The sequence below is a fragment of the Nocardia sp. NPDC051981 genome, assembly GCF_040680715.1.
Classification (GTDB): Bacteria; Actinomycetota; Actinomycetes; order Mycobacteriales; family Mycobacteriaceae; genus Nocardia.
Genome location: NZ_JBFAXK010000067.1, coordinates 1,248 through 2,745, shown reverse-complemented (window position 1 = coordinate 2,745; position 1,498 = coordinate 1,248). Strand labels below are relative to the sequence as shown.

The 1,498-nt window shown below is 59.0% G+C and carries 1 protein-coding gene; it reads right to left on the bottom strand.

The annotated features are described in order from the left end of the window. On the bottom strand, positions 1-1,339 hold a 1,339-nt coding region (locus AB0L60_RS42375; RefSeq protein WP_364626616.1), incomplete at its 3' end, for a condensation domain-containing protein. Between the last annotated feature and the right edge of the window lie 159 nt (positions 1,340-1,498).

The following is a 1,498-nucleotide window of genomic DNA, read 5'->3' as shown; positions in this document are numbered from 1 at the left end:
CCCGACACCCCGGATCAGCAGCCACCGCCTCGAGCACCCGAACCCACCGCGCGACCAACGACTCCACCGTCGAACGATCGAACACATCAGAACGGAAGCCCAGCCGAAGCCGCATCCGGGAACCGGGCACGACCGTAATATCCAACGGATAATGCGTCGAGTCCTGGGCGCTTACCCCGGTGATTGTGAGATCAGTGCCGGGAAGACTCAGCAGATCAGGGTCCAGGGGATAGTTCTCGAAAACCAGCAGAGTGTCAAAGAGCTCATTGTTCCCCGTCATCCGGCAGATATCGCTCAATCCCAGATATTGGTGATCGAGGACTCGAATTCGATCTTGCTGCAACTGCTCCAACAGCGCGGACACGGAAACCGAGGATTCCGGGCGCAATCGAATCGGAATCGGGTTGATAAACAAACCGATCATGGACTCCACACCCGGCAGTTGCGCCGGACGCCCCGACACGACCGTCCCGAAGACCACGTCGTCACGGCCGGTCATCCGCGACAACAACACCCCCCATGTACCCTGCAGCACCGTCCCCATCGTCGTCCCGCACTGCCGCGCGACCGAAATCAACGCACTGGTCAACTCTTCCGACAACCAGGATTCGACGACATCACGCTCGCCGGCACCACCCGCGGGCACCACTGTCGTCTGCTCGGCCAGAAGCGTCGGTCCGTCGACCCCTGCCAGCACCTCGCGCCACACAATTTCCGCAGCGTCGCGGTCCTGGGCCGACAACCAAGAGAGAAAATCTCGATACAACGGTGCGGGCGCCAGACCACGCGAGTCCGCACCTGCGGCATAGATTTCGAATAGCTCCCGCACCAACACAGGAACAGACCAGCCATCCCATATCAGATGATGGCTGGTAATCACCAGTTGATGCTTTCGAGACGACAGCCGTACCACCATTATTCGGAGCAGCGGTCCAGCCTCGAGATCGAAACGACCTGCACTGTCCTCTTCGAGCAGGCGACTCAATTCCTCATTTTGGCCGATGACGTCCAGGTCGCTCAGATCGACGACGCGCCAGGGTATCTCAACTCGGCGAGGGATGATCTGCACCGGCTGATCGAGCCCCTCATGCACGAACCCAGCACGCAAGCTGGGGTGTCGGTTCACCAACGCCTGCACGGACGCTCGCAGCGTCGCCGTGTCCAGAGGTCCGTCCAACTCCAGAACCATTGGAACGACATAAGGATCCTGAGCCTGCCCGCCGTACAGGGAGTGAAAGATCAACCCCTCCTGTAATGGAGTCACCGGAAGGAAATCTTCGATGTCCCAAGTCGAATCTTCCGATTCCTTGGCGCCGTATTCCCCATCGATATTTGTCATGCCAGGCCCCTTGAAGACTCGCCAGTTGATAAGCGCCGTTTGCGGTAAAGTTTTTGAAGATGATCGATTTGTTGTTGTGTGAGTGTTGTCAGGGCCACGTCGGACGGGGACAGACCGCCACCGGTTTCGTCAACGCAGGTGGTGATGGCGTTCAATGCG